Origin of the sequence: Actinomadura rubrobrunea NBRC 15275 (assembly GCF_001552235.1) — a bacterium.
GTDB classification, from domain to species: domain Bacteria; phylum Actinomycetota; class Actinomycetes; order Streptosporangiales; family Streptosporangiaceae; genus Spirillospora; species Spirillospora viridilutea.
Genome location: NZ_BCQU01000072.1, coordinates 1 through 19,127 on the forward strand (window position 1 = coordinate 1; position 19,127 = coordinate 19,127).

Annotated in this window: 18 protein-coding genes; 5 read left to right on the forward strand and 13 right to left on the reverse strand. The window is 73.7% G+C overall.

Annotated features, from left to right (window positions below):
• Positions 1-448 (forward strand): response regulator transcription factor (locus tag AR3_RS20900; RefSeq protein ID WP_169803867.1); only part of this gene is annotated, 448 nt, incomplete at its 5' end.
• A 507-nt stretch (positions 449-955) separates the two neighbouring features.
• Here AR3_RS20900 and AR3_RS20905 read toward each other — a convergent pair.
• The 3 genes from AR3_RS20905 to AR3_RS20915 all read right to left on the reverse strand — a co-directional run bounded on the left by AR3_RS20905 (position 956) and on the right by AR3_RS20915 (position 5,202).
• Positions 956-1,786, reverse strand: coding sequence for a class I SAM-dependent methyltransferase (locus AR3_RS20905; RefSeq protein WP_083951735.1), 831 nt, complete (start codon positions 1,784-1,786; stop codon positions 956-958).
• Positions 1,787-2,061: 275 nt separating this feature from the next.
• Positions 2,062-3,000, reverse strand: coding sequence for a lipoate--protein ligase family protein (locus AR3_RS20910; RefSeq protein ID WP_146150361.1), 939 nt, complete (start codon positions 2,998-3,000; stop codon positions 2,062-2,064).
• Between the two features lie 231 nt (positions 3,001-3,231).
• On the reverse strand, positions 3,232-5,202 hold the full coding sequence (locus AR3_RS20915) for an acyl-CoA dehydrogenase family protein (RefSeq protein WP_067916026.1): 1,971 nt from the start codon (positions 5,200-5,202) through the stop codon (positions 3,232-3,234).
• A gap of 279 nt (positions 5,203-5,481) precedes the next feature.
• Between AR3_RS20915 and AR3_RS20920 the strand changes: the two genes are divergently transcribed.
• On the forward strand, positions 5,482-6,240 hold the full coding sequence (locus AR3_RS20920; RefSeq protein WP_067916028.1) for an IclR family transcriptional regulator: 759 nt from the start codon (positions 5,482-5,484) through the stop codon (positions 6,238-6,240).
• A gap of 132 nt (positions 6,241-6,372) precedes the next feature.
• Here the strand turns inward: AR3_RS20920 and AR3_RS32655 are convergent, their stop codons facing one another.
• From AR3_RS32655 to AR3_RS20945, 5 genes are all read right to left on the reverse strand, one after another.
• Positions 6,373-6,720 carry a MerR family transcriptional regulator gene (locus tag AR3_RS32655; protein WP_067916030.1) on the reverse strand — a complete coding sequence of 116 codons (348 nt, stop codon included), beginning with the start codon at positions 6,718-6,720 and terminating at the stop codon, positions 6,373-6,375.
• A gap of 122 nt (positions 6,721-6,842) precedes the next feature.
• Positions 6,843-7,283, reverse strand: a complete 441-nt coding sequence (locus tag AR3_RS20930) for an Hsp20/alpha crystallin family protein (protein ID WP_067916032.1) — start codon at positions 7,281-7,283, stop codon at positions 6,843-6,845.
• Between the two features lie 124 nt (positions 7,284-7,407).
• Positions 7,408-8,202 carry an enoyl-CoA hydratase/isomerase family protein gene (locus AR3_RS20935; RefSeq protein ID WP_067916033.1) on the reverse strand — a complete coding sequence of 265 codons (795 nt, stop codon included), beginning with the start codon at positions 8,200-8,202 and terminating at the stop codon, positions 7,408-7,410.
• An 86-nt stretch (positions 8,203-8,288) separates the two neighbouring features.
• Positions 8,289-9,434, reverse strand: coding sequence for an acetyl-CoA C-acetyltransferase (locus tag AR3_RS20940; protein WP_067916035.1), 1,146 nt, complete (start codon positions 9,432-9,434; stop codon positions 8,289-8,291).
• A 118-nt stretch (positions 9,435-9,552) separates the two neighbouring features.
• Positions 9,553-9,951 (reverse strand): hypothetical protein, encoded by a 399-nt coding sequence (locus AR3_RS20945; RefSeq protein ID WP_067916037.1) that lies wholly within the window; start codon positions 9,949-9,951, stop codon positions 9,553-9,555.
• Positions 9,952-10,056: 105 nt separating this feature from the next.
• Here AR3_RS20945 and AR3_RS31190 point away from each other — a divergent pair, with 105 nt between their 5' ends.
• Positions 10,057-10,215: a hypothetical protein gene (locus tag AR3_RS31190; RefSeq protein ID WP_169803868.1), complete on the forward strand. Its 159-nt coding sequence runs from the start codon at positions 10,057-10,059 to the stop codon at positions 10,213-10,215.
• Between the two features lie 134 nt (positions 10,216-10,349).
• The gene (locus tag AR3_RS20950; RefSeq protein ID WP_067916039.1) at positions 10,350-11,288 is read left to right on the forward strand and encodes a class I SAM-dependent methyltransferase; all 939 of its coding nucleotides are present in this window, start codon (positions 10,350-10,352) and stop codon (positions 11,286-11,288) included.
• Here the strand turns inward: AR3_RS20950 and AR3_RS20955 are convergent.
• From AR3_RS20955 to AR3_RS20965, 3 genes are all read right to left on the reverse strand, one after another.
• The gene (locus AR3_RS20955) at positions 11,255-12,250 is read right to left on the reverse strand and encodes a zinc-binding alcohol dehydrogenase family protein (RefSeq protein WP_067916041.1); all 996 of its coding nucleotides are present in this window, start codon (positions 12,248-12,250) and stop codon (positions 11,255-11,257) included. The genes AR3_RS20950 and AR3_RS20955 overlap by 34 nt on opposite strands.
• 41 nt (positions 12,251-12,291) lie before the next feature.
• On the reverse strand, positions 12,292-14,667 hold the full coding sequence (locus tag AR3_RS20960; protein ID WP_067916069.1) for a SpoIIE family protein phosphatase: 2,376 nt from the start codon (positions 14,665-14,667) through the stop codon (positions 12,292-12,294).
• A 438-nt stretch (positions 14,668-15,105) separates the two neighbouring features.
• The gene (locus AR3_RS20965; RefSeq protein ID WP_067916043.1) at positions 15,106-15,807 is read right to left on the reverse strand and encodes an iron-dependent transcriptional repressor DtxR; all 702 of its coding nucleotides are present in this window, start codon (positions 15,805-15,807) and stop codon (positions 15,106-15,108) included.
• 99 nt (positions 15,808-15,906) lie between these two features.
• On the opposite strand from AR3_RS20965, the gene AR3_RS20970 reads away from it, so the two are divergent.
• Complete coding sequence (locus AR3_RS20970) at positions 15,907-16,641, forward strand: UdgX family uracil-DNA binding protein (protein WP_067916045.1); 735 nt, start codon at positions 15,907-15,909, stop codon at positions 16,639-16,641.
• A gap of 27 nt (positions 16,642-16,668) precedes the next feature.
• On the opposite strand, the gene AR3_RS20975 is transcribed toward AR3_RS20970, so the two are convergent.
• Positions 16,669-18,048 carry an MFS transporter gene (locus tag AR3_RS20975; RefSeq protein ID WP_067916047.1) on the reverse strand — a complete coding sequence of 460 codons (1,380 nt, stop codon included), beginning with the start codon at positions 18,046-18,048 and terminating at the stop codon, positions 16,669-16,671.
• A gap of 214 nt (positions 18,049-18,262) precedes the next feature.
• A complete protein-coding gene (pdxH, locus tag AR3_RS20980) occupies positions 18,263-18,994 on the reverse strand; it encodes a pyridoxamine 5'-phosphate oxidase (protein ID WP_313819751.1) in 732 nt (243 codons plus the stop codon).
• Positions 18,995-19,127: the final 133 nt, after the last annotated feature.

The window sequence follows — 19,127 nt, forward strand, 5'->3', positions numbered from 1 at the left end:
CGAGCGGCTGCGGCGCGCCGCCGAGCTCGCCGCCCGGCTGCGGGCGCGACCGCTGTCGGACCGCATCGACGACCTGGTCCGCCGCGCCCGGCTGCCGCGCGGCACCGGGGCCGCGGGCTCCGACGGGTCGGCGCCGGGCGCGTCCGCGCTCGGGCTCACCCCGCGGGAGCTGGAGGTGCTGCGGCACGTGGCGCAGGGCCGCAGCAACCGGGAGATCGCCGAGGCGCTGTTCATCTCGGCCAAGACCGCCAGCGTGCACGTGTCGAACATCCTGGGCAAGCTCGGCGTCGCCAGCCGGGGCGAGGCCGCGGCCACCGCGCACCGGCTGGGGCTGTTCGCCCCTCCGCCGCCGTCCGGCCCCGCGACGCCCGCCGACGCGCCGCGCAACGGGACGGGAGGGCTGGAAGGCGGACACGGACGGCGCGCCTACGCCGCCCGCCGCGCCTAGCGCTCCGCCGCTCCGGCGCCGCGCCACCGCGCCGGAACGCACCCGGCTGCGCTCACCGCGTCCTATTCACCGCGTCCTATTCACCGCGTCGGTTCACCGCGCCGGTTCACCGCGCCGGGTGCGACCGCGCAGGAACCACGGCGTGCTGGTTCACAGCGCCTGATTCACAGCGCCTGATTCATGGGGCCTGATTCATGGCGCCTGATGCACGGCGCCGGGCACACCGGCGCGCCGGAGCCGGTGGCGGGGGCCTCCCCTCCCGGACCCCCGCCACCGGTTCGTCGGACCACACGGGAACTTCGGTGGCTGGCCTCCGCGCCACGGTCCGTGGAAGCTCGCGGCGCTTCTCCGCTCGGAGAGGCGGTCCGTGACCCGTCTGGCCGTCACCCAGTCTGTACGCACCCGCGCGACGCGGCCATCGCGAAACGTTCCCATTGGCATACCTAAAACCAACAGAATTGACTCCCAAGGGAACACGAGGAGTCAGGCGGGCGGCGGCGGGGCGCGTCAGCCGGGGACGCGCGCCACGCAGAAGACGGTCTGCCCGAACGGCGGGCGCACCACCCGCTCGATGGTGCGGGTCACCGGGATCACCGTCCGGTCGTAGATCTTGACCAGCCGCGGGTCGGGGTATCCGGCGCCGCCGCGCCGCACCGCCAGCCACCAGGCGATGCCGCCCAGCAGGTTGATGGGCTTGAGCACCTCGGGCACCAGGCCGGCCTCGCGGACCGACCGGCCGAGCGTCTGCGGCGTGTACCGGGTGACGTGCCCGACCTTGCGGTCGAAGTCCCCGTACAGCTGCATGTAGCCGGGGACCCAGATGATGATGCGGCCGCCGGGCTCGGTGACCGCGGCCAGGTCCTTGAGCGCCTGGACGTCGTCCTTGATGTGCTCCAGGACGTTCATCATCACGACCGTGTCGACCCGCCGCCGGATCTTGATGTCCGCGGGCAGCTCCAGTTCGATGACCTCGACGCGGTCGTTGCCGTCGTAGCGCTTGCGCAGCTGCTCCACGCAGTACGGGTCGTTGTCGCTGACCACGAGGTAGTCGAGGCGTCCGGCGAACTGCTCGGAGAAGTGCCCGAGCCCCGAGCCCACCTCCAGCAGCGACCGCCCGACGTGCGGGGCCACCATCTCGTACTCGTACCTGCGGTAGTTGCGCGCCTCGTCGCCGCCGAGGTGGTTCTCCAGGGCGCCCTCTCCGGCGGCGGGCTGCACGATCTCACCGTCCCCCGCGGAGGGGACGGCGCGGCCCGGTCCGCCCGATGGGCCCGACCCGCTGCCGAGAAGTTTGAGAAGCGTGCTGGAAATGGACTTCTTGTGACCTGGTTGCTGCATCTTCCGCTCGCTGAGTGCGTCGTCGCTGCCTGGCGTTCGGCTTGGCGTTCGCCGGATCGGCGGTCCGCGTGTCAACAACCGGGAGCGGACCGAATCTCGGGCGCGGGGTCGCGTCAGTCTACCCATCGTGCAACACCAGAACCGGCAGGCGCGTCTGTTTTCCCATGACGCATCCCATCACACGGCGTCCGTGCAGGTCACGACGGGTGAACGCGTGTCGCGGCCGGTGCGCGCGGACGGCTCCGCCTCGCCTCGTCACCGGTGATACGACGCGCTCAGCGGCAGATCTGCTCCCAGCAGACGCCGCGGCGGGCGGGCGCTCCCGTCAGATGCCACGAGAAGTCACCGTACCGGACGGCGTAGAGATGGTCGCGGCACGCCTGCTCGATGGCGTTGGGGCGGCGGACGCAGGCGTTGCCGTAGGCGTCGACGGCCGCGGTCAGCACCGCCGACCGCACCGCGTCCGTGGTCACGTCGACGCCGTGCCCGGCGAGCGACCCGCCGCCCGCCGTCCCCGCGCGGCGGTGTCCGCCGCCGGGCAGGTAGCGGTCGCCGAGCGCGCACTCCTCCGTGACCTGGACGGCGACGTGGGCGAGGACCGCGCGCCGGGTGCGCAGCCGCGCGATGCTGACGGTGCCGTCCCGGAACAGGACGGGAGACCGGCCGGGACCGGACGGCAGCGCGAGGCCGGCGGGAACGCCGAGCCGGCGCACGGCCATGATCACGAGCGCGTCGATGTCGGGGAGCGCGACGGGACGGCGCTCCGCCGCCGGCGGGACGGCCGGGGGCAGCCTGCGCACCAGCGTGAACAGCAGGCTGCCCGGGCCGGTGAAGACGGCGTCCCCCCCGGTGGCCCGCCGGACCACGCGCACCCCGTCGCGGGCGCAGGCGGCCAGGTCGACCGCGCTGTCCAGGTCCTGGAACCGCCCGACGACGACGCTGGGGTCGTTCTGCCAGACGCGCAGCACGGGCGCCGCGGCCACCGACCGCACGACGTCCCGCGCCGCCGCGCCGTCCGGCGGCGCCGCGCAGCCGTCGCCGGGGCGCGCCGGGGGCGGCACCAGCCCGGCCCTCGCCCAGCCGGGGCCGAGCGTCATCGGCGAGGGGACTCCCGCGCGTGCGAGCGCCTCGTCCAGGGCGAGGTTCCACACCGGATCCCGCGTGTCGTCCTCGACGACGCTGAGCATCGGAACGGCCTCCGCACTCGTCCCCACCGGTCTCACAAGACCGGTCTTGACCCGGCGGGCACCCGTCTCTCTGGCGCGCGCCGCGTTTCCGCAACATAGCGAGCGGGCGCATAGATCGCAGTCAGGCGGTTTTCATATGGCGACACTGCTTCATACGGCGACACTGCTCATACGGCGACGCTGCTTCATATGGCGACACTGCGCGCGGCCGCCTGTCCGGTGCGCGCAGTGTCGGAGACGACGAGCGTCGGCGGACGCTCACCCGATGGTGCGGTGCACGTTCTTCCTCTTGCTCGGCCCGGGCTCGGGGTGCGCGATCCACGGTCCCGGAATGGACGGGTCGAGCACGCCCTCCTCCTGCCAGATGAAGTCGCCGTTCAGGACCTGCCGGGCGAGCCTGCTGTCGAGCACGTCGGTGTTGTGCCACATGCCGGTGAACAGCTCGTCGATCCGCACGCGGGCCTGCCGGCAGAACGCGTCCGCCAGACGCAGCGCGGACTCGCCCGGGTCGCGCCCGTTCAGGCCGAACATCGCGCCGTTGACGGCGTCGGCGTGGGCGCGGACGCACACCGCGCTCATCGCGAACAGCTCGGCGCCGATGTCGACCATCCGGGCGAGGAAGCCCTGCCGGCGCTCCAGCCCGCCCTGCCAGCGGCTGACCGCGTAGAACGTGGACCGCGCCAGCTTGCGCGAGGTGCGTTCGATGTAGCGCAGGTGCTTGGCCAGCGGCCCGAACTCGGCGTAGGCGCCGGGACGCTGCCCCGGCCCCGCCAGCAGGGTCGGCAGCCAGCGGGCGTAGAAGCCGCCCGCCCGCGCCACCGCCCGGGCCTTGCGCGCGGGGGACGCCTCGGGGTCGATGATGTCCCCGGCGACCGACAGGTGCGCGTCCACCGCCTCCCGGGCGATGAGCAGGTGCATGATCTCGGTGGAGCCCTCGAAGATCCGGTTGATGCGCAGGTCGCGCAGGTACTGCTCGACCGGCACGCCGCGCTCGCCCCGAGCGGCCAGCGACTCGGCCGTCTCGTAGCCGCGGCCGCCGCGCAGCTGCATCAGCTCGTCGGCGATCCGCCAGGCCGTCTCCGTGCCCCACAGCTTGGCCAGCGCCGCCTCGATCCGGATGTCGTTGCGCTCGTCGTCGGCGAGCTGGGCCGACAGGTCCACCATCGCCTCCAGCGCGTACGACGAGGCCGCGATGTAGGCCACCTTGCGCGCGATCGCCTCGTGCTCGCCGATCGAGCGGCCCCACTGGACCCGCTCGCGCGACCATTCGCGGGCCACCTTCGTCCCCCACTTGCCCGCCGCCGCGCACAGCGCGGGCAGCGACAGCCGTCCGGTGTTCAGCGTGGTCAGCGCGATCTTCAGCCCGGCGCCCTCGGACCCGATCAGGTTGGCGGCCGGGACGCGCACGTTGTGGAAGCGGGTGACGCCGTTCTCGATGCCGCGCAGGCCCATGAAGGCGTTGCGGTTCTCCACGGTGATGCCGGGGGAGTCGGCCTCGACCACGAACGCCGAGATGCCGCCGCGGTGCCCGTCGCCCCGCGGGACCCGCGCCATCACCACCAGCAGGTCGGCGACGACGCCGTTGGTGGTCCACAGCTTGACGCCGTTGAGCACGTACTCGTCGCCGTCGGGGACGGCGGTGGCGCTCAGCCGGGCCGGGTCCGAGCCCACGTCCGGCTCGGTGAGCAGGAACGCGCTGATCTCGTTGACGCAGCGCGGCAGCCACTTGTCCTTCTGCTCGGCGGTGCCGAACAGCTTGACCGGCTGCGGCACCCCGATCGACTGGTGCGCCGACAGCAGCGCGCCGATCGCGGGGCTCACCGAGCCGACCAGCATGAGCGCGCGGCCGTAGTAGAGCTGGCTGAGCCCCAGCCCGCCGTATCGGCGCGGAATCTTCATGCCGAACGCGCCGAGCTCGCGCAGCCCTTTGACGACCTCGTCGGGAATGCGCGCCTCGCGTTCGATCACCAGCGGATCGACCTTGGTTTCCAAGAATTCGCGCAGCCGGGCCAGGAACTCCTCGCCCGCGCGGCGCGACTCCTCGTCGGGCCGCGGATGCGGGTGGATGAGATCGAGCCGGAAATCCCCCAAGAACAGCTGCTTGCCGAAACTCGGCAGCCGCCATTCGGTCTCCCGGGCCTCCTCGGCCACCTTGCGCGCGGTGCGCTCGTCGACCGCGGCCGGGGCGGCGCCCCCGGCCGGACGGGTGCTGTGACTCGACTGGCTCATGTCGGCTCCTCCGACGCGCTCCGTCGCTACCCGCGAAGTTACTGCCCAGTTGTACCGCTGAGTAGCCCCCTGTGCTGTTTTCGGAGATGCCCTCTGTGACGGTCCGGAAACACCGATATGCGGAGCGCCGAGAACGCCGGTAAAGGGGCATCCCAAAGGGCGGGTTAAATCCCTCTCACTTCCCTGAAGGCCATGCCAAACGACGGCAAAGATGATCCAATGAGGTCAGTGTCGTCGAACCACTTGACCCTGCGACACCAGAGGAGTTCGCTGTGCGTGATGGGTGAGACACGGAAGCCGACCCTCATCGCCTCGGTGCAGCGCGCGCTGCACCTGATGGAGGCCGTGGCGTCCCATCCGAACGGCGCCCCGGCCAAGCAGCTCGCCCGCGAGGCGCGCCTCCCGCTCGCCACGACCTACCACCTCCTGCGCACGCTGGCGCACGAGGGCTACGCCACGCGGCTGTCCGACGGCGTGTGGGTGCTCGGCGACCGCATCCGGGCGCTGCACGGGCAGAGCCGGACCCAGCAGCTCCTGGCGCGGATCCGCCCCAGCCTGGTCGCGCTGCGGGACGAGCTCGGCGCCGCGTCGTACTTCGGCATGCACGTCGACGGCGAGATCCGCATCATCGACGTCGCCGACGGCCCGCGCACCCCGCGGGTGGACCTGTGGGTCGGCTTCACCGAGGCCGCGCACGCCACCGCGATCGGCAAGTGCCTGCTCAGCCAGCTCGACGAGGAGCGCCGCCGCGAGTACCTGTCGCGCCATCCGCTGATCGACCTGACCCCGCACACCATCACCGAGCCGCGGCGCCTGCTGCGCATGCTCGAGACCCCGTCGGGGATCTCCCTGGACCACGAGGAGTACGCGATCGGCACCGGGTGCGCCGCCGTCCCGGTCACCGACGCCACCGGGTCGGTCGTCGGCGCGCTGGCGGTGTCCTGCCGCAGCAGCAAGCTGCCCCGCATCGAGGCGTCGGCGCACCGCATGAAGGCCACCGCGGCCCGCATCCAGCGCACCCTCTCCCTGGCCCTGTGACGCTCCCTGGCACGTGACGGCGCTCGGACCGTGCGACCGGCCCGCCCACCGCGCCATTCGGCGGCGGGAGGCCCGCGCGTCGGCCGGCGGAGCAGCCGGCGCCTGCGCGTCGGCCCGGGCGGCGGCGACGGGTCAGGAGCGCGGGGAGATGCCGTGGGCGCGCAGGCGGGCCTCCAGGTCGCGGATGCGGCGCTGGTCCTCCTCGTGGCGGCGCTCCAGGTCGCGCACGCGCGACTCCAGCTCCAGGATGCGCCGGATCGCCGGCAGCGTCAGCCCCTCCTGGACCAGTTCGACGACGTACTGGACGCGGGTGATCTCGACGCGCGAGTAGCGCCGCTGCCCGCCCTCGGTGCGGCGCGGCCGGACCACCTGGTACTCGTCCAGCCTGCGCAGGAACGCCTGGCGCAGGTCGAGCATCGCGGCCACCTGGCCCACCGTGTACAGGGGGGCGTGGTCATCGTCGATCGGCAACGTCGCCATCTCACCCGTCCGATCCTGGTCCCTGCCCGATCATGCCGGAAGGTTCCCGGTACGCGCCCGCCGCATGCGCGAGGGCGCGGCGGGACGGTGCCCGCCGCGCCCTGCATTCTCCCGGGTGCGGCTCAGCGCCCCAGCAGCGCCTTCTTGTCGGCGCGCTTGATCGCGATCTTGCGCGGCTTGGCCTGCTCGCGCACCGGGATCCGCACCGCCAGGACGCCGTTGTCGTAGGCGGCCTCGACGGCGTCGGCGTCCAGGTGCTCGGGCAGGTAGACGCGCCGGGTGAAGGTGCCCATGACGCGCTCGCGCACGAACGCCCAGTCGTCCTCGCCGATCTGCTCCTCGCGCCGCGCGCTGACCGTCAGCACGCCGCGGTCGACGGTCACGTCGATGCTGTCGGGGTCGATGCCGGGCAGGTCGAAGCGGAGCACGACGTCGTCCTCGCGGCGGATGCCGTCCATCGGCATGGCCGCGCGCTCGCTCGCCTGGCTCCAGAACTGCCGGGTCATCCGGTCGAACTGGCGCTCGAACTCCTGGATGATCGGGTCGATCGAGGTCAGCAGCATGGTCCCACCTCCGTACGACTGCGGTCGCGGAACTTCGACCTTCGCTTGGACCAAACCTCCAACTCGACTTGTATATTTCCTCTCATCCGGTGTTCAAACATCTTCCCTGACGAGCTGGAGACTTCTACGCGCCGCGGAACCGCGGGGCGCGTCCCTCCAGGTAGGCGGCGATCCCTTCCTTGGCGTCCGCGCTGCCGGCCAGCTCGACCAGCTCGCCGAGCAGATGGGCCACCTGGTCCTCCAGCGGACGCCCCTCGACGGCGAAGAACGCGTCGCGCCCGCGGCGCAGCGCGAGCGGGCTCTTGGACGCGATGAGCCGGGCCAGCTCGTCCACCCGCGCGTCCAGGTCCGCGCGCGGCACCACCTCGGTGACCAGGCCGATGTCGCGCGCCTCGGCGGCGCCGATGCGCTCGCCGGTGTAGTAGAGCCGGAACGCGTGCTTGGGCGGGACGTTCCGGTTGACGATCGCCATGATCATCATGGGCCACAGGCCCACGTTGACCTCCGGCGTGGCCAGCGTGACGTCCTCGGCGGCGATCACCAGGTCGCAGGCGGCGGCCAGCCCCAGCCCGCCGGCCACGGCGTGCCCGGCCAGCCGGGCGATGATCGGCTTGCCCAGCCGGGGGAACGCGGTGAACAGCCGGTACGGGGCGCTGGCCCGGATCGCCTCCGGATCGGCGACCGGGCGCCCGTCGCGCTGCGCCGCGCCGAGGCCGCCCAGGTCGGCGCCGGCGCAGAAGGCCCGGTCCCCCGCCCCGGTGAGGACGATCACGCGGACCTCGTCGTCGTCGCGGGCCCGGCCGAACGCGTCGAGCAGCTCCTCGATCATCTGGTCGGTGAGCGCGTTGCGGGCCTGCGGCCGGTTGAGCGTGATGCGGGCGACGTGGTCGGCCGTCTCGTACAGGATCGCGTCGTACATGTGCCTCCTCGAACAGACCCCTCTCAGAAGACGAGCGGCGGGCGGAGCCCGGAAGGCTCCGCCCGCCGCAGGTCGCCGGCCGCGGGTCAGACCCGCTCGATGATGGTGGCGTTCGCCTGGCCGCCGCCCTCGCACATCGTCTGCAGGCCGTACCGGCCGCCGGTGCGCTCCAGCTCGTGCAGCAGCTTGGTCATCAGGATGCCGCCGGTGGCGCCGAGCGGGTGGCCCAGCGCGATCGCGCCGCCGTTGGGGTTGGTCTTCTCCAGCGACGCGCCGGTGTCGCGCGCCCACGCCATCGGGACGGGCGCGAACGCCTCGTTGACCTCGAAGACGTCGATGTCGTCGATCTTCAGCCCGGCGCGCGCCAGCGCCTTCTCGGTGGCCGGGATCGGGCCGGTCAGCATGTAGACCGGGTCCGAGCCGCACACCGCCAGGGTGTGGATGCGGGCGCGCGGCGTCAGGCCGTGCCGCCGGACGGCCTCCTCGGAGGCGATCAGCAGCGCCGCGGCCCCGACCGAGATCTGCGAGGCGACGGCCGCGGTCAGGTCCCAGCCCTCGCGCAGCGGCTTCAGCTCCGCCATCTTCTCCAGCGAGGTGTCGGGGCGGGCGCCCTCGTCCTTGGCCAGCCCGGCGATCGGCGCGATCTCCCGGTCGAAGTGGCCCGCCTCGATGGCCCGCACCGCGCGCCGGTGGCTCTCCAGCGCGTACTCCTCCATGTCGCGGCGGCTGAAGCCCCACTTCTCGGCCATCAGCTGGGCGCCGCGGAACTGCGAGATCTCCTGCTGGCCGTACCGCTCGCCCCAGCCCTCGCCGTAGGGGAACGGCATGCCCTTCTCCAGCGCCATGGTGACCGACGAGCCCATGGGCACCATGGCCATCTGCTCGACGCCGGCCGCCACGACCAGGTCCTGGGTGCCCGACAGCACGCCCTGCGCGGCGAAGTGGATCGCCTGCTGGGAGGAACCGCACTGGCGGTCGATGGTCACGCCGGGCACGCTCTCGGGCAGGCCCGCCGACAGCCAGGCGGTGCGCGCGATGTCCAGCGACTGCGGGCCGACCTGCATGACGCAGCCCATGATCACGTCTTCCACCGCCGACGGGTCGACGCCGGTGCGGTCGACGAGCTCCCGGAGCACGTGGGCTCCCAGGTCGGCGGGGTGGATGTCCTTCAGGGCGCCCTTCTTGGTGCCGACGGGGGTACGGACCGCGCCGACGATGTACGCCTCGGCCACTGCGCCTCCATGAGTCCGGTCGGTTCCGTCCCGAAACCGAGCGCGATTCGGTCGTCAGTACGAGGTTACCTCCCCCGGGGACCGACCACCTATCACCCGGGGTCGCCTCCGCCGGAGGCTATCCGAGCAGGTCCTTGACGACCCCGGCGGCGCCGATCGCGGCGCAGGTCCCGGCCGCGGCGGCGGTCCCGGCGGTGGCCCACGGCGACACGCCGCCGCGGGTCTTGAGGGCGGCGGCGGTGTCGAGCGCGTCGGTCAGCAGGCCGAACCGCATCCACGTCCGGCGGCCCGAGGGGCCGCTGAGCAGGTAGCCCGCCCCCAGCACGAGCTCCCTGGCGGCGAACAGGCGCACCGCGTAGTCGCGGCCCGCGTCGGCGCCCCGGCCCATGCCCACCAGCCGGGCCGTCAGCCGCGGCGCGGCGAACGCCGCGACGCCGAGCGCGACCCGGCCGCGCGCCACCTGGACGAGAAGATCGTCGATTCGGTCACGGTTCTGGTCGGTGTTCGCATCTGCCACGCCCGTGAGGCTAGCCCCGAACCGAACGAGATTCGAGTACCCGGGCCGGGCGTCCGGGCCCGTCTATCGTTCAAGAGACAGCACCCCTCCGGAACGAAGGTGACCATGGAAGGGATCCTCGCTCTCGGCGTCACCGCCCTGCTGTGCGCGTTCTGCGTGCGCTGGGCCGCGGCGAAGCTGCGGCTGACGGTGCCGACGCGCACGGCGGTGATCGTCGTCTTCGTCCTCGCCGTGCTGGCGCTGTACGGGCGGACCCTGCGCTAGGTCCGAACTTTCTCCCCTCCCGGTGAGTCACACCGGGAGAAGGCTCACCCGCCCCCGCCGTCCCGCCGGAGCCCGAGGCCCCGGCGCCGCGAGGGGCCGCCCGGCCGAGCCGACCTGAGCCGAGGGAGACGAACGTGCCGCAACCGGCGACGCCCAGCCACCGACCCGGCGGCACGGTCGCCCCGCCTTTGCGGCGGCTGCTGGAGTTCACCGAACCGTCGTCCGACGACGTCTGCCTGGACGTGGCGCGCGGACCCGGACCGCTGCCGCGCGCGCTGCGGCCGTGGGTGCGGCACGTCGCCGCCGTGGACGCGCCGCCGCCCCTGATCCGCGAGAGGAACGGCCGGATGCCCACGGTCGCCTTCGGCGCCGGCCCGGCCCGCGTCCACGGCGGGAGCGACCCGGTGCGCGCCGCGCCCCGCCCGCGGGCCCGCGGGCGCGGCGGTCCGGACGGCCCGGCCTCCCCCATCCGCGCCGTGCGGCCGGTGCCGTACGACGGCGACGGCGCCCGCCGCCACGACCCCGACACCCCGACCGTCCGCGCCGACGCGACCGCCCTGCCCTACCGCACCGGCGCCTTCACGCTGGTCACCGTCCGCTCCTCGCTGCTGCGCCTGGGGGACCCGCGGCGGGTGCTGCCGGAGCTGCTGCGGGTGTGCCGCCCCGGCGGCAGGCTCGTCGTCGCGGAGCTCGTCCGCCCCGCCGCGGCCGGGCGCGACCGCGACCGGCTGGAACGGCTGCGCGACCCCGACCACCCGGGGACGCCGTCGGTCGCCGAGCTCACCGAGCTGATCGCCTCGGCGGGCGGCGGCATCCGGCGGCTGGACGTGTTCACCGTGGAGCGGCCGGTGGAGCCGTGGCTGGCCGAGTGCCGCGACCCGCGCGCCGCCGAGCGCATCCGCGACGCGCTCGTCGAGGAGGTCGGCGGCGGCCCCCGCACCGGCGCCAGGCCCCGCCTGATCGGCGGCGAGCTGTGGTTCACCCAGAACTGGGCGCACATCGCCGCCGAACCGGTCCAGGGACGGGTTCCGGCGCCGGTTCAGGGGACGAGCACGGCGGCGCCCGTGAAGTGACCGGCGGCGAGGTCGGCCAGGGCCTTGTCGGCCTCGTCCAGGGCGTATTCGGTGGTGGTGACGGTGATGCCGAGCCGCGCGGCCAGCGCCAGGAACTCCTCGCCGTCGGCCCGCGTGTTGGCGGTGACCGAGCGGAGCTGCCGCTCCTGGAACAGGTGCCGCTCGTAGTTGAGCTGCGGGATGTCGGTCAGGTGGATCCCGGCGACGGCGAGGGTGCCGCCGCGGTCCAGCCGGCGCAGCGCCACGGGCACCAGGTCGCCGGCCGGGGCGAAGATGATCGCCGAGTCCAGCGGGTCGGGCGGCACGTCGAACGAGTCGCCCGCCCAGACCGCGCCGAGCGACAGCGCCAGGTCGCGGGCGGCGGCGCTGCGGGTGAACACGTACACGGCCGCGCCCTCCGCGATCGCGATCTGCGCGGCCAGGTGCGCCGAGCCGCCGAAGCCCCACACGCCGAGCGCCCCGCCCGGCGGCAGGGCGGCGCGGCGCAGCGCCCGGTACCCGATGATCCCCGCGCACAGCAGGGGCGCGACGCGCACGTCGTCCAACTCCTTGGGCAGGGCGTAGGCGTAGGCGTCGACGGCCAGCGCGTACTCGGCGTAGCCGCCGTGCGCGTCCCAGCCGGTGTACACCGACTCCGGGCACAGGTTCTCCGCCCCGCGGCGGCAGTGGCGGCACGCGCCGCAGGTGCCGCGCAGCCACGCCACCCCGACCCGGTCGCCGACGCCGAAGCGGCAGCCCGGACCGGTCGCCGTCACCTCGCCGACGATCTCGTGCCCGGGGGTGACGCCGGGCAGGTGGACGGGCAGGTCGCCCTCGGCCACGTGCAGATCCGTGCGGCACACGCCGCACGCCCGCACCCGGAGCAGCAGCTCGCCCGGCCCCGGCTCGGGCACGTCCCGCGCGATCAGGCTCAGCGGCCCCGTCTCGATCGGTCCCGGTCGTTCGACACTCCACGCCCGCACGTGTCCCACGGTACGCGCGCCGCCGTCTTGATCAAGAGTTCTCAGGCGCGCAACGGAAGCTCGAACCACACCGCCTTGCCGTCGGCGGTGGGCCGGGCGCCCCAGCGGGTGGCGAGCTGGTCGACCAGGTACAGGCCGCGGCCGCCCTCGTCGGTCTCGCCCGCGCTGCGGATGCGCGGCAGCCGCATGTCGGCGTCGAACACCTCGACCCAGACCGCGTCGGCGCCGCGCCGGAGGCGCAGCCGGAACTCCTTGGCGGCCGGTTCGCGGCGGCCGACCGGCGCGTCCAGCGGGCCCGGGTCGAACAGCGGCTCGGGCGTCGGCACGGGCGCGGGCAGCGGCCCGGACGCGGCGCCGGCGGCGGCCAGGGCGCCGGGCACGGCCCAGTCGTCGTCGGCGTCGGCCAGCGAGTCGGCCGCCGAGTCGGCCGCCGAGGGGCCGCTGTTGAACCGCACCGGCGGCGGGCCGTCCAGGACGAGTTCGCGGCGCGGCGCCGGGGTGGCGGCGGCGTGCAGCACCACGTTGGTGACCACCTCCGACACCAGCAGGCACGCCAGCTCGGCCTGCTCGTCCAGCATGCCCCAGGAGGCGAAGGTGTCGGCGGCCATCCGCCGCGCCTCCGACACCATGATCGGCTCGGCCGGGAAGGTGCGCTCCTCGACGGCCAGCTCCTCGGGCGAGGTGCGGATCACCACGATGGCCACGTCGTCGTCGATGTCGCCGGGCACCGCGTCGAACGCCGCGCCCGCGATCGTCTCCACGTCCCGGTCCGCCACCGCGGCCACGGCCTGGCGGACCAGCTCGCGCGACTCCTCGCGGGTGTAGTACTCGCCGTCGGGGCGGGGCCGCCGGTCGATCAGCCCGTCGGTGTAGAGCACCAGCGTGGACCCGGGCTTGAGCTCGGCGGACTCCTCGTTGAACAGCAGCTCGCCGCCCATTCCGGGCGACCGCAGGCCGAGCATCCCGCCCTCGCTGCGGAACGTCAGCTCGCCCACCTCGCCGTCGGTGATCAGCAGCGGCGGGTCGTGGCCGGCGTTGGCGAACTCCAGCACCCGCGACCAGGCGTCGTAGACGAAGTAGGTGCACGACACCAGCGGCGGCCGGACCTCGTCGTCGCCGACGGGCGCCCAGCCGGACCTGTGCCGCTGCGGCCGGGTCATGGTGCGCACCCATTCGTCGAGCTTGCGCAGGATGTCGGCGGGCGGCTTGTCGTCCTGGGCGAAGGCGCGCAGCGCGGCGCGCAGCTGGCCCATCACGGCGGCGGCGCGGGCGCCGCGGCCCTCCACGTCGCCGATGACCAGCCCGACGCGGCCGGCCGACAGCGGGATCACGTCGTACCAGTCGCCGCCGACCTGGGTCTGGATGCCGTGCCCGTGCGACTCCAGCGGGCGGGCGGGCTCGTACCGCCAGGCGATCTCCAGGCCGTCCAGCCGGGGCGGCCGCTCGCCGGGCAGCAGGTCCTTCTGGAACGCCAGCGCGGTCTCGCGCTCGGCCTCGAACAGCAGCGCGTTGTCGATCGCCAGCGCGACCCGCCCGGCGATGGCGCCCATCAGGTCGCGGTCGAAGCCGTCGTAGTGCGGGTCGGGCCGCCGGGTCAGGTTGGACAGCGCCACGCTCATCACGCCGAGCAGCTCGCCGCGCACCAGCAGCGGCGCCGAGATCACCGAGGTGATGCCGAGCTCGTCGCCCAGGCGCCGGTCGGCCATGCCGGCCGCGGAGTAGCGGTGGCGGACCATGTCCTCCACCAGGACCGCGTCGCGCCGGTTCATGGCCTTGGCGGCGAAGTGCCCGGCCGGGTAGGAGACCGGCTCGCCGACCTCGGCCCAGGTGCCGGGCGGCGGGGTCCAGCCGCCGGCGTGCCGGGACACCCGCCGGTACAGCCGGTCGCCGCTGAACAGGTCGATGAAGCAGTGGTCGGCGAACTGCGGCACCAGCGTGTCGGCGACGTGGCGCAGGGTGGTCTCCAGCTCCAGCGACCCGGCCAGCCGCTCGCCCACCCGTTCCAGCAGGCCGTAGCGCTCGTGCTCGCGCTGGTTGCTGCGCAGCGCCTCGCGTGCGAAGATCACCACACCGTCGACGGCGCCGGACGGGTGGCGCAGCGGCACGGCGTGCGCGCGCGTGTAGACGGTGGTGCCGTCCACGCGCAGGTTCGAGAACGTGCCCTCCCACACGCCGCCTTTGAGGACGTGCCGGGCGAGCTCGGTGGCCTGCTCGTGGTCCTCCTCGCTGATGCCCAGCGACAGGACCGAGTGGCCGATCAGGTCGTCGCCGTCGATGCCGAACAGGCGGCGGGCGAAGTCGTTGCGGTAGATGATGTTGCTGAACCGGTCGCAGACGATGACCGCCATCTCCATCTGGTTCAGCACGGTCTCGGGCGGCAGCTGCGCCTCGAACGGGGGTTCCTCGGGTCGTCTCATCAGGCCGTCCGCCGCCTTCCGGCCCGCGTTCGCGCGCCCCCCGTCGCCGCCCTCGGGCACGCCGACGCCAGCGGTGCGGCCGTTCTCGGGGTCGCCGCCCGCCGCGTGGTGAACCGCCCTGCCGTCGTGCCCGCTCTCCTCGTGTCCGTGTGCGTCGCCGGGCCCGGTCGCGTCCCCCGCTCGGGAGGCGCCGCCGTGGGGCCCTGCGGCCGCGCCGTCCGCGTGTCCGCGCCCGAGGCGGCGCCCACGGTGCGTCGCGACGCGGACGCCTTGCGTATCTCACTCGTATTGAACGACGAACCCCTCGCCGGGATACGCCCGAACGCCGAGACGATATGGAGATCTTCGGTATAGACACGCGCGCGCAGGGGCGGGAATCGGGGCGTACCGCACGGCACGCCCGCCCGTCGCGACGGCGCCGACGGTTCCGCGCGGGAGTCAGCGGCTGCTGACGAACACGTGCTCGGCGATGGACCGCGGCAGCTCGCTGTAGGGACTGTCGGCCTCGTCGTCACACGTCACCCGCACCCCGTCGTCGGTCGCCCGAAGCGTCACCTCTCGCCCCGGTTGTATCCCGATTTGCTTGAGTTTAAGCATCAGCTCGTGATCGCTTTGCACCTGCTCGCTGATGCGGCGGATGACGGCCGGGGCGCCGTCCGGGCTCGCGGCCTCGCTCATCGACGACAGCGGGGCGCTGTCCTTGTCGTCGCCGTGCGCGCCCAGTTCGTCCAGACCCGGGATGGGGTTCCCATGGGGGCAGTGCGTGGGGTTGCCGAGCAGGGCCACCAGGCGCCGCTCGACGTCCTCGGACATCACGTGCTCCCAGCGGCACGCCTCGATGTGGACGTCCTCCCAGGGCAGCCCGATCACGTTGACCAGCAGGCACTCGGCGAGGCGGTGCTTGCGCATCACGCGGGTGGCCAAACTGCGCCCGGTCGGGGTCAGCTCGAGGTGCCGGTCCCCCTCGACCCGCAGGAGCCCGTCGCGCTCCATCCGCGCCACCGTCTGGCTCACCGTCGGACCGCTCTGCGAGAGCCGTTCGGCGATGCGTGCGCGAAGAGGAACGATGCCCTCCTCTTCGAGCTCCAGAACCGTACGGAGGTACATCTCCGTGGTATCGATCAGGCCGTGTGAGGTCACAGCTCCCTCCAGACTTGTGCTTTTGAGTCTACGCGTTTTGCGCGACCCGCGACGGCGCCTGCGCATAACCCCGTGACGGCGGGTACGGGAAAACGCGCAATGACGGCGAATCCTTCCCATGACGCCGGTCCGTTCCTGCCGGACGACCCCGGGTCGCGGACGGATCTGAAGGCGCTGCGCGAGGCCGCCGCCGGATGCCGCGGCTGCCCCTTGTACGCAAATGCGACCCGAACGGTTTTCGGCGAGGGCGCGGCGCACGGCCGCGTCGTTCTCGTCGGCGAGCAACCCGGCGATCAGGAGGACCGCCGGGGCAGGCCGTTCGTCGGCCCGGCCGGGCGGCTGCTGGACCGGGCGCTGGAGGAGGCGGGAATCGCCCGCGGCGACGTGTACGTCACCAACGCCGTCAAACACTTCAAGTACAAGCGGACGGCGGGCGGCAAGCGCCGCATTCACCAAACGCCGAACGTCGGGGAAATGCGGGCGTGCCGCCCGTGGCTGGCGGCCGAGCTGCGCGCCGTGGAACCTGACGTGGTGGTGGCGCTGGGCGCCACGGCCGGCAAGGCGCTGCTGGGGCCGGCGTTCCGCGTCGGCGAGCGGCGCGGCGAGCTCATCCCCATGCCGGACCCGGACGCGCTCGGCACCCCCGCGGCGGCGCGCGAGGCCGAGGCCGCCGGGCGGGCCGGCGACCGGGACGCGGGCTGGAACGGGGCGCTGCTGCTGGCCACCGTCCACCCGTCGGCGGTGCTGCGCGCCGACGACCGCGACGCGATGTACGCCGGGCTGGTCGGCGACCTCGAGGTCGCGGCCGCCGCCCTCGGCCGGGACGCCGCGTAGCGGCGGGCCCCGGCGGGCCTGGGCTCGTCAGGCTTCGCTGCCGGCGGCGGGCTGCTTGTCCGCGGGCGCGCCGCGCACGTCGGCGGGCGCGGCGGTACGGGTGTCGTAGCGCAGCAGGGCGGGGACGCACAGCCCTGCCGCGACCACCAGGGCGGCGCAGGCGAGCCCGCCGCCCACCCACGAGGCCGTGGCGCCGGCGACGGCGGCGGTGGCCCCGGCGCGCAGGTCGCCGAGGCGCGGACCGCCCGCCACCACGACGGTGAAGACGCCTTGGAGCCGTCCGCGCATCTCGTCCGGCGCGTACGTCTGCAGCATCGTCTGCCGGAACACCGCCGACACCAGGTCGGCCGCGCCGGCGACGGCCAGCAGCGCCACGGCCAGCCACAGCTGGCGGGCCAGACCGGCGGCGGCGACCGCCAGGCCCCAGGCGGCGATCGCCGCGACGAGGGCGACGCCCTGCCGGTGCACGCGTCCGATCCAGCCGGACATCAGGCCGCCGATGAACGCGCCGATGGCGATGGAGGCGAAGAGCCAGCCGACCGCGTCCTCCCCGCCGAACCGGGTCTCGGCCACTTCGGGGAAGAGCGCGCGGGGCATGGCCACGCCCATGGCGATGATGTCGACGACGAACGACATCATCAGAACCGGCTGGGTGGCCAGGTAGCGCAGTCCTTCGACCACCGACCGCAGGCCGGGGGTGCCGGTCACCTCCCCCAGCGGCGGGATGGCGGGCAGGCGCAGCGCCGCGTACAGGCCCACGGTGAACAGCGCGGCGTCCGCCGCGTAGGCGGCCGCGTAGTTCCAGCGGGCCAGGACCACCCCGGCCACGAGCGGTCCGGCGAGCATGCCGACCTGGCTCGCGGTGAAGTTGAGGGTGTTGGCGGCCGGGACGAGGGAACGGTCCAGCAGCCGGGGGATGATCGCGTTGCGCGTCGGCGAGGCGACCGCGAAGCCCGTCGCCTGGACCGCCACCACCGCCATGATCAGCCACAGCCGGTCCAGGCCGAGCAGGGCCTGGACGAGCAGCAGCAGCGTCGCCGTCCACATCACGCAGGACGAGCCGAACAGCAGCCGCCGCCGGTCCATGTGGTCGGCGATCGCCCCGCCCCACAGTCCGAACACGATCAGCGGGACGAGGTTGACCACGCCGAGCACGCCCACCCAGAAGGACGAGCGGGTCATGTCGTACACCTGGACGGGCACGGCGACGGCGGTGACCTGGAAGCCGACGAACGACACCGCCTGCCCCAGCCACAGCCGCCGGAAGGCGGGGTGCGCGAGCGGGCGGGTGTCGATCGCGACGCGGCGCATCCAGGCCCGGCGGTCCGCGCGCGGCGTCCGCTCGCGCGCCCGGTCCGAAGGCGCGTCGGGGGCCTGGGGATCAGAAGGTTCGGAGGCGTTCTGCACGGTCTCTCGTTCGCGTGGATCGTTAGCCCGGTTAAGTATCAATTCGCCTAGCCTACGAACCCGCGACCCCGCTTTGCCAATCCGGCTTTCGTTCCGGACATGTCCGCACAGACACGAGCCAACAGACACGTGCCTGGAGACAGTCAGAAGGTCCGGGACAGGAGGTCCCGGACCTGCGAGCGCGGAGGCAGAGCGCCGCTGACGGCGCGCCGGACTAGGGGGACAGGCGTTCCAGTCGCCAGGTCGTCGCGTCCGGGGACGGGCGGCGGTAGCGAAGGCGGTCGTGCAGCCGGTTGGGCCGCCCCTGCCAGAACTCGATGGCCGTCGGCACCACGCGGAAGCCGCCCCAGAAGTCCGGGAGCGGCACCGCGTCGGCCTCGGCCGCGGCGCGCTCCGCCCGCGCGGCGCGCTCGTCGCGGGTGCCGGGTCCCGTCGCGGCCGCGGCCGGATCCGGCCACCGGGCGGCCAGTTCGGCCCACCGGGCCTCCAGTTCGTCGCGGCGGCCGATCACCGACGACTGCCGCTCGCTGGCCCACGCGCCGATGCGCGACCCGTACGGGCGGCTGCGGAAGTACGCGGCGGTCTCCTCCCGCGACACCGGCTCGACCGGGCCGGACACGATCACCTGCCGGTGCACCGGGTGCCAGGGGAACACCAGCGTCGCGCGGGGGTTGGCGGCCAGATCCCGCCCCTTGCGCGAGGTCAGGTTGGTGAAGAAGCGGAAGCCGTCCGGGCCGTATCCCTTGAGCAGCACGGTCCGGGCGCTGGGGTCGCCGTCCGCCGACGCGGTGGCCAGCACCATCGCGTTCGGCTCGGGCAGCCCGGCGTCGGCCGCGTCCGCCAGCCACGCCGCGAACAGCTCCAGCGGATCGTCGGGCACCGCGTCCTCGTTCAATCTCCCCACGTCATAGGTGACGCGCAGCCGCGCCAGATCGATCTCCGGCACCTGCGGAATACCCGTGGAGGCGGCGCCTCGCGCGCCGCCCGCCTCATTCGTCCAGCGGTCCACAGCGTCTGAGCCTCTCACCAGGGCATTGTGCATCTCATAGGGGCCTGGGTACTCAGCAGTAAGGGGGACA

What these genes read in the sequence shown, in the direction of transcription:
- AR3_RS20905 (WP_083951735.1), bottom strand. Translation starts at nt 1,786, where the DNA reads ATGCAGCAACCAGGTCACAAGAAGTCCATTTCCAGCACGCTTCTCAAA.
- AR3_RS20915 (WP_067916026.1), bottom strand. Translation starts at nt 5,202, where the DNA reads ATGAGCCAGTCGAGTCACAGCACCCGTCCGGCCGGGGGCGCCGCCCCG.
- AR3_RS20920 (WP_067916028.1), top strand. Translation starts at nt 5,482, where the DNA reads ATGGGTGAGACACGGAAGCCGACCCTCATCGCCTCGGTGCAGCGCGCG.
- AR3_RS32655 (WP_067916030.1), bottom strand. Translation starts at nt 6,720, where the DNA reads ATGGCGACGTTGCCGATCGACGATGACCACGCCCCCCTGTACACGGTG.
- AR3_RS20930 (WP_067916032.1), bottom strand. Translation starts at nt 7,283, where the DNA reads ATGCTGCTGACCTCGATCGACCCGATCATCCAGGAGTTCGAGCGCCAG.
- AR3_RS20935 (WP_067916033.1), bottom strand. Translation starts at nt 8,202, where the DNA reads ATGTACGACGCGATCCTGTACGAGACGGCCGACCACGTCGCCCGCATC.
- AR3_RS31190 (WP_169803868.1), top strand. Translation starts at nt 10,057, where the DNA reads ATGGAAGGGATCCTCGCTCTCGGCGTCACCGCCCTGCTGTGCGCGTTC.
- AR3_RS20960 (WP_067916069.1), bottom strand. Translation starts at nt 14,667, where the DNA reads ATGAGACGACCCGAGGAACCCCCGTTCGAGGCGCAGCTGCCGCCCGAG.
- AR3_RS20970 (WP_067916045.1), top strand. Translation starts at nt 15,907, where the DNA reads ATGACGGCGAATCCTTCCCATGACGCCGGTCCGTTCCTGCCGGACGAC.